The sequence below is a fragment of the Pseudoalteromonas sp. TAB23 genome (assembly GCF_000498075.1).
GTDB lineage: Bacteria > Pseudomonadota > Gammaproteobacteria > Enterobacterales > Alteromonadaceae > Pseudoalteromonas > Pseudoalteromonas arctica.
Map to the genome: position 1 here is coordinate 1 of NZ_AUTP01000312.1, position 8857 is coordinate 8857.

The 8857-nt window shown below is 39.6% G+C and carries 5 protein-coding genes and 1 pseudogene; all 6 read right to left on the reverse strand.

What is annotated here, in order from left to right:
- Window positions 1–1541 (reverse strand): annotated as a pseudogene (gene hrpA, locus L654_RS0119970) (ATP-dependent RNA helicase HrpA); the annotation flags it as partial.
- Between the two features lie 272 nt (window positions 1542–1813).
- Window positions 1814–2845: an isoaspartyl peptidase/L-asparaginase gene (locus tag L654_RS0119975; protein WP_010555079.1), complete on the reverse strand. Its 1032-nt coding sequence runs from the start codon at window positions 2843–2845 to the stop codon at window positions 1814–1816.
- Window positions 2846–3135: 290 nt separating this feature from the next.
- The gene (locus L654_RS0119985; protein WP_024591000.1) at window positions 3136–3840 is read right to left on the reverse strand and encodes a SapC family protein; all 705 of its coding nucleotides are present in this window, start codon (window positions 3838–3840) and stop codon (window positions 3136–3138) included.
- A 336-nt stretch (window positions 3841–4176) separates the two neighbouring features.
- Window positions 4177–4887: a 6-phosphogluconolactonase gene (pgl, locus tag L654_RS0119990; protein ID WP_024591001.1), complete on the reverse strand. Its 711-nt coding sequence runs from the start codon at window positions 4885–4887 to the stop codon at window positions 4177–4179.
- A 2-nt stretch (window positions 4888–4889) separates the two neighbouring features.
- Window positions 4890–6362 (reverse strand): glucose-6-phosphate dehydrogenase, encoded by a 1473-nt coding sequence (gene zwf / locus L654_RS0119995; protein ID WP_007581057.1) that lies wholly within the window; start codon window positions 6360–6362, stop codon window positions 4890–4892.
- Window positions 6363–6630: 268 nt separating this feature from the next.
- Entirely contained in the window at window positions 6631–8277 is a 1647-nt protein-coding gene (pgi, locus tag L654_RS0120000; RefSeq protein ID WP_024608878.1) for a glucose-6-phosphate isomerase, read from the reverse strand.
- Between the last annotated feature and the right edge of the window lie 580 nt (window positions 8278–8857).

The window sequence follows — 8857 nt, forward strand, 5'->3', positions numbered from 1 at the left end:
CGCCGCCACAATAACAATCACTTCACGCAATGCGCCAAGTTTGTGAGCTGTGAGCACCATTTTAGCTAAACGAGGGTCTACCGGTAATCGGCTGAGTTCTCTACCTGAAGCGGTTAAACTCGTTTTACTATCACGTTTGTCTGGTTTTACTGCTTGTAGTTCTTCTAATAACGATAAACCATCACTTATATTACGGCTATCTGGCGCTTGCACAAACGGAAATTGCGCCATATCACCAAGCCCGAGTGCCAACATTTGCAAAATAACTGAGGCAAGATTAGTACGCAGTATTTCAGGGTCGGTAAACTCTGGGCGCGATAAAAAATCATCCTCAGAGTACAAGCGAATACAAATACCCGCTTCAACACGTCCACAACGACCCATACGCTGATTAGCACTTGCTTGCGATATANTGGCAGGCGCTGAACTTTTGTACGATAACTGTAGCGGCTTATACGCGCAGTACCTGGATCTATTACATAACGAATACCCGGCACGGTTAGTGACGTTTCGGCTACGTTGGTCGATAAAATAATATGACGACGAGAATGTGGCGCAAATATACGGTTTTGCTCTGCGTTAGATAAGCGCGAGTAAAGTGGTAATACATCAGTGTGTTTTAAATTACGCTTGCTAAGTGCATCAGCGGTATCGCGTATTTCACGCTCACCGTTTAAAAATATCAGTATGTCGCCAGGACCTTCCGCGCACAGTTCGTCAACAGCATCAAAAATACCTTGTAGCTGATCGCCCTCGGCTTCCANGGCCGTTGGGTTGTAACGCACATCAACAGGGAAAGTACGACCCGATACTTCTATAATGGGCGCATCATCAAAATGCTTTGAAAAGCGCTCAGGATCGATGGTTGCAGACGTAATTATTATTTTTAAATCGGGACGTTTTGGAAGTAGGTTTTTTAAGTAGCCTAAAATAAAGTCGATGTTTAAACTACGCTCGTGCGCTTCATCTATAATTATGGTGTCGTATTGGTTTAAAAAACGGTCTTGCTGAATTTCTGCCAGTAAAATACCGTCAGTCATTAGTTTAACGTACGTATTATTAGAAACCTGATCGCTAAAACGAATTTTAAAACCGACTTGCTGACCAAGTTCGCACTTCATTTCTTCAGCAATACGGTTAGCCACCGTTCGCGCTGCTAATCGGCGTGGTTGAGTATGGCCTATTAAGCCATCAACACCACGACCAAGCTCTAAACACATTTTAGGTATTTGAGTTGTTTTACCTGAGCCCGTCTCACCTGCAATAATAACCACTTGGTTATTTGCAATGGCCTCTTTAATTGTTTCCTTTTTTTGACTTACTGGCAATTGCTCAGGGTAAGTCACTTTAGGAAGGCCCGCTAAGCGTTTATCACGTAATTCTTGGCTACGGGTTATATCAGCCGCTATTTTTTCAAGCGCGTTGGCATGCTTGTTTTCATCCGTTATTTTTTTTACGCCATGTAAGCGTTTTTTGAAAATGAATTGATCTTTTTTCAAGCACGTTTTTAGCTCGCCAAACAACTGACCTAGGTTTACCACCCGCATACCTTATAAAATTAGTTAAAGAGCCATAATTGTATCAAATTAAACGGCCGGGGTTAATCCTACAAAATGCATAACACGGGGTTGTTTGTTATATAAACGCTGCGATTCACCTAAACTGCGAATAATAAATCTATCTCAAGCAGTTATTTTCAGCGCTAACTGCACTGAAAATAACTGGCTAGCAATAAATGAATTAAAATATCATTGTGGTTCAATATGTTAGTAAATCTCTTAACCAGAGTTGAGGTTAATTAAATTACTTTGGCTTATTCGTCGTTAAAAATGCCCACGTAGGTCGCTTGCGTATTCGATTTACTTGCCCGATACATGCCAGAGGTATTAAACGGCAAGCTAATATTCCCCTTAGTATCAATAATAATAACGCCGCCAGTGCCACCAATTGGCTTAAGCACACCGTTTATAACTTCATCTCCAGCTTCAGCTATGGTTTTACCTTGATACTTAACACGCGCACATATATCGCTCGCTACGTTATAGCGAATAAAGTATTCACCGTGCCCTGTTGCCGATACTGCGCACGATTCGTTTTCAGCAAATGTCCCAGCACCAATTACCGGCGCGTCACCTACACGGCCATAACGTTTTGCCGTCATACCACCTGTGGATGTACCTGCCGCTAAATTACCGTTTTTATCAAGCGCCACTGCGCCAACCGTGCCCATTTTGTAAGAGTTAGGCAATGCTTTGTGCGCGGCTTGGTACTCTTTACTGGTTGCTTTGGCTTTATCTAATTTTTGTTTTGCTTTTAAAAGCGCTTTGTAACGAGGCTCGGTATCAAATAAGTTATTTTCGACAAGTTCAACACCTTGCTCTTTAGCAAACTCCTCAGCGCCTTGCCCACTAAGCATTACGTGTACAGAGTTATCCATGACCAAACGCGCTAATTTAATCGGGCTCTCAATATGCTTTACACCCGCAACGGCGCCTGCTTCACGGTTTCGACCATCCATTATGGATGCATCAAGCTCATGCCCGCCATCGTAAGTGTATACCGCTCCACGCCCTGCATTAAAATAAGGCGATTGCTCTAATACTGTAATTGCCGCAGTTACCGCATCTAAACTTTCACCGCCTTGGTGCAATACTTTATAACCTGTCTCTACAGCCTCTGTTAATTTAGCGCGGTACTGCTTTTCTTGAGCGGGTGTAAACCGTGCTTTTTCTATTGTCCCTGCCCCACCATGAATCGCAATGGCAAAAGGAGTCTCTGCAGCGAATACGCTATTACTTAAAGCAAAAAGGCTGCTCGCAAAAATTGCTAATAAGGGTGTTTTCATAATGAGTTCTTTTATGGGAAAGTTATAAACTAATGTGAATGGTTGCGGGCTTAATTTCAACTAAAGTGAGTTTAATGGCATAAAAAAAGCGCCTTAAGGCGCTTTTTAAAATTTTACGTGTTTGTAATACCAATTTTATTAAAAACATGGTCATTCTAGCGTATTAAATAGCTCACTAACTACGTTGAAAATTATTTATATAGAACAACTATGTATCATAATTTTAGCCTTGTTATTGAGCCATTTTCTTATCGCTATAATAGATCACTAATTTAATGCAATTGGTATAATTAAGCTTGTTTAGCTTTTAAACGCGCTAAACGTGCTACTTGATGAGTAGACGTTAAGAAAGAATAAATTGGTGCTAAGTAACCACGTTTACGAAGCTCTAAGAAATCAGCATCGCTTAACTCGTTTAGCTTTTTCTCATCGATAAGGTAAATACCGTTGATGTCTTTTTTCTCGCCTTTAATGTCTACTGTAAGCGTTTGCGCAATTAGTAGCTCTTTATCAGCAAGGAATTTAGTGAACGCTTCAGTTACTTGAGAAAACTCAATAAAAGATACAAGCGCTTCTTTACGACGTTTTAGGTAATCTGTTTCTTCGCCGTTTTCAAATAATGCATTACCTTCGTCTTCACCAACAAGCGTACTTGCTTCGTCAATTACGATACCGTATTGATCTTGATCTGGGTGTTTAACTAAGCCCAGTGGGTAACGAGTAGATGCCATAGGTGCAAATGCTGCAGTCCATTTACCATCTTCTACAAAAAGGTTTTCGCCTGGCTCTAAGCCAAACATAGCAACAGCTTGAAAAGTGCCGCTTTCGTTGTTTTTAACGAATGACATTGGAAACTCGTTTGCTACGCGTGCAAACTCATGTGCAACTACTGGCACTAAATGTTGAGTTTTCATGAATTCTACATTGATGCCGTTTTGAATTTTAGTGTTGGCATGTTTTTCGTTGTGTAAAGGCTGTACTTGTTGCTCCGCCATGTTACTGCTCCGTTTATTTTAATTTATATGTTTCATTGTTAATACCTTTAGGCTAATGCTTTTGAGCTAAAAAAGGAAGGGAAACTTTTATGACAACGACCATGAAAAAATAAAATTTAACTAAATCTGAACGTTGCTAAAAAACATACAGCTCAAACTCATAATTTTTGTTCAAAAACAACACACTTCGTGGTTGATTTTAATACAAACCAAAGTTATTCATTAACATTGGTTAACAGTTCAGGACTGTTTTTTTGCAGTGTTTAGGCTTAAATTTGAGCAAATAAAAAAGGCCGCTTATATAAGCGGCCTTTAAAAGTTAAATTAGCACCTAAATTAAGGCGCCCAATATACTTCAATATTTATACTTGGGTGATTAAGCACAGCGCGTAGTGGCATGTCATTCACATCGCCTCCCGCTTTTGCTTGCTTATAAACAGCGAGTTTTTCTTCACCGCTAATTAAAAGCTTAACCACTTTAGATTGCGCAATGGCATTTAACGTAAGTGTCATTCGCTCAGTAATACTACCCGTCACATCACTTTGTATCGCATTAATTGCACATACTGTTTGCTCAGTTGTTAAACCGTGGTCTAAACCTTCTGCATTTGGGAATAACGATGCAGTGTGGCCATCTGGGCCCATGCCTAGAATAGTTACATCGTATGGCGCTTTTAAAGCACTGTAAGCGGCTTCACACACTTCACTGCCTTGCTGCGCGGTTGCAGCATCGTTTTTCATGGTTATAAAGTTTGCAGCACTGCCAAAATTTTGTAATAACGTACTTTTAATAAATGCTTCGTTACTTTTTTCATGGCTTGGGTCTACCCAGCGTTCATCAACCATAGCAACATCAACATGTTGCCAATCTAAATCAAGCGTTGATAAATGCTTATAAGCGGGCGCAGGAGACGAGCCACCCGACACCATTAATACAGCACGGCCATCGTTTTTAATACCATCACGTAATGATTGCTCAAGCGTTGCAGAAAGCTCAGCTGTTAACGCGTCTTTATCGTCAAAAAACTTTTCAACTAGTGTTGCCATACTTATACCTTATCGCCTGTGTTAAACCACACGTGGCTTTTTTCTGCCAATAGTTCATCAGCATCCTCAGGACCCCAGCTACCAGCACGGTAAAGTGCAGGCTTGCCTTTGTCTTGCCAACGGTCAATGATTGGATCAATCCATTTCCACGCTTGACGAACTTCATCACGGTGAATAAATAATGATGGGTTATTTGCAGCGGCATCAAGCATTAAACGCTTGTACGCATCTGAGTGAAAACCATTGCTGTAAGCTTGTGAAAGCTCAATATTCATTGTTACTGGTTCAAGTTGCATTTGAAGGTTATCAAGACGCTTAGACATAAGCGTTAGTTGAATTGTTTCCTCTGGCTGCAAACGAATAACAAGACGATTTGGCTCGATATTACCCACGTTATCTTCGTAGATATTGTGAGATACTTTTTTGTATTCAACCACAATTTCTGCACAGCGCTTAGCCATACGTTTACCCGTACGAAGGTAAAATGGAACACCCGCCCAGCGCCAGTTATCAATATGCGCACGAATAGCTACAAACGTTTCTGTTTTACTAGAACCTTCATTTAGCTCTTCTAAGTAACCCGGTACAATTTTACCGTTTAAGTCACCTGGTACGTATTGACCACGAACAATATTTTCATCAACATCGCCATCTACAAGCGGGCGAAGTGCTTCTAATACTTTTAATTTTTCGTTACGAATACTGTTAGCGTTAAGCTTATTAGGCGACTCCATTGCAACTAAACAAAGTAGTTGTAATAAATGGTTTTGAACCATGTCACGAAGTGCACCGGCTTTATCGTAAAAACCAGCACGGCTTTCAAGGCCAACAGTTTCTGATAAGCTAATTTGGATGTTATCAATAGATTTAGCATCCCACATATTTTCAAACAATGAGTTTGAAAAACGTAGCGCCATTAAGTTTTGTACTGTTTCTTTACCTAAGTAATGGTCAATACGGAAAATTTGCTCTTCATTAAAAAATTCCGCAATTTTTCCATTAATTGCTTCAGCAGAATCACCGCAATAACCAATAGGCTTTTCAACAACAACGCGTGATGTAGGTGTAATTAAACCTTTAGTCGATAATATTTCACAACATGTGCCGTAAACAGCAGGCGGAAGCGATAAATAAAACACACGAGACTTAGTGCTTTCGTGCTCATCTAAAATGCCTTTTAGCACATCCCAGTTGTCGTCTGCTTCTGTAACATTACTTACCACTGGCACTAAAAAAGTAGAAAATGCTTTCCAATCTTTAGCGTTAAACTCACCTTTGCTTAAAAATTCTTGTAATGCTTTATGCGCTGTTTCTATGTATTCAGCACGTTTCGATTCTTCGCGTACTGTTGGTAGGATACGTGAGCCTTCAGGTAAGTTACCTTCTTGATATGCTCTGTACATTGCAGGTAGCAATTTGCGTAACGCAAGATCACCACCGCCCCCAAAAATTATAATATCAAAAGGATTAAGCATAGTTACTCTCTACGTTGTGATACCCAGTACACTTTATAAATGCGCGGGTATGCCTATTTATTGCTAGATTAGATGGCTTTTATAGCTGTATTTAAATAAAAGCCTGCTGAATTGTTCTGTATCGATGATTTATTATTATTTTTATCATTGCGCTTATTAAATGAGCCTTAGGGGCCCTGTATCTCCTCTCACAAAAATACAGACCCTAAGCACTCCAGCGCTACCCGTTCAAAGGTACTCGGTTTACTTACTTGCGTAAGCGAATTTTTTACTGCGTACGGTTTTGTTTGTAGTACGCCATTAAGCCGTTTGTAGAACTATCATGAGCATGTTTAACGCTTTCATCAGTGAGTTCACTCTCAATTTTAGATGCTAAACCTTTACCCAGTTCTACACCCCATTGGTCAAACGAACATATTTCTAAAATAATGCCTTGGCAAAATATCTTATGCTCATACAGTGCAATTAAACGGCCCACTGTTTTAGCATCTACTGTATCTAATAGCATAGACGTTGTAGGACGATTGCCTTGATGAATTTTATGATTTAATAACTCATCAATCTCTGCTTGCGATTTACCCTTAGCTGTTAAATCAGCAGTAACTTGCGCTGCATCTACACCACTCATCATCGCTTCTGTTTGTGCAAAGAAGTTTGATAATAAAATATCGTGATGCTTATCAACATTCACTTGTGGTTTAACTGATGCAATAAAATCTGCAGGTACAATTACATTACCTTGGTGTAAACACTGATAAAACGCGTGCTGACCATTAATACCCGTCATACCCCAAATAATTGGAACTGTAGTATAAGGTACCGTTTCGCCTGCAAAGTTAACGTGTTTACCGTTACTTTCCATTTCGCCTTGCTGTAAATACGCAGGCAACATATGCAGTGCTTGGTCGTACGGTAATATAGCTTGCGCTGTGTAGCCTAAAAAGCTCGTATTCCATACACTAAGTAACGCCATAATTAATGGTATATTTTGCTCAAACGGCGCAGATTTAAAGTGCTCGTCTATTTCAAACGCGCCTTCTAAAATTGCTTCAAAGGCGTCGTAGCCTAAATATAAAGCAATTGGTAAGCCTATCGCACTCCAAAGTGAAAAGCGACCGCCAACCCAATCCCACATAGTGAATACGTTTTCGTCGCTGATACCAAAGGCTGCCGTTTTTTCTAAATTTGTACTTACTGCAACAAAGTGCTTTGCAATTGTACTTTCATCTTTTGTTGTTTGTAAAAACCAATCAACCGCTGTTTTAGCGTTTGTCATAGTTTCTGACGTAGTAAATGTTTTTGACGAAATAACAAATAATGTTGTTTCAGGGTCAATGGCTTTCAATATAGACGAAATTTGTACACCGTCAGCATTGGATACGTAATGAACATTTAACGTATCATCAGCAAGTGCTTTTAATGCCTCGGTTGCCATTTGTGGGCCAAGGTTAGAACCACCTACACCAATACTTACAACATCTTTTACCGCTTTACCGGTATAGCCTAACCATTTACCGCTACGAACTTTTTCTACAAACACTTTAATTTTAGCTAATTCGTTGTCTACGGCTTGTGTTACGTTTTCGCCATCAACGATTAATGGAGTGTGAGCGCGATTACGAAGTGCCGTATGTAGTACTGAGCGATCCTCGGTGATATTTATTTTTTCACCGCTAAACATTTTATCGCGCCACGATGCGATATCGCATTCTTTAGCAAGCGACATTAAGTTAGCAAAAACAGCGTTATCAATAAGTTGCTTAGAATAGTCGAATAATACGCCAGGTACTTGAGTCGAAAACTGAGAAAAGCGCGTGTCATCTTGTGCAAATAACGTTTTCAGATGTGTTTGTTTCATCTTAGCTGCACTTTGTTCTAGTGCTTGCCAACTTGCTAGTTGCGTTCGGTTAGACATGGAAATACCCTCTAGTTTTTTCAATCAATTGATTTAAAAATGTTTTTTATAAAAGCAAAACTCTTAACACTGCTTATTTACACTAAAATTAAGCGCCGATAGTATAACTAAAAATGCAAAAAAAGTGCTGTTTTTATAATTTTAGATGCCGATGATAACGCAATTTTTAGCTTTTGACACCGGTATCATAAAAATTTTATAAATTAATTTACCCGCAATTTTAAAGGCAACGGGATAGCTTAATCAATCAAAATGAAATATTAATGAATTTTTATCAGCACAATAATTACTTTTTATAGTTATTCACTAATTATTAGGGCCTGTTTATCTTTCGAAGTTAAATTTGCAGCAGTGTGTTTGGCATTTAGGCAAGGCAGAGCCTATGTAGTGTTATTCCCCATAAATAGGCGATAACGTGGAATAAATGCCAAACATGCGCTGCCCGAAGGGTTCTGCCTAGGGGCAATTTACTCTTTGTTACTCGGTTTTTACTTAGCCCACTAGGTTACAAACCTCACGCCGCGATTAAATAGCCCCTAGATTGAACAAATTTTAATCCTGAAAGGTCAACAGGCCCTAG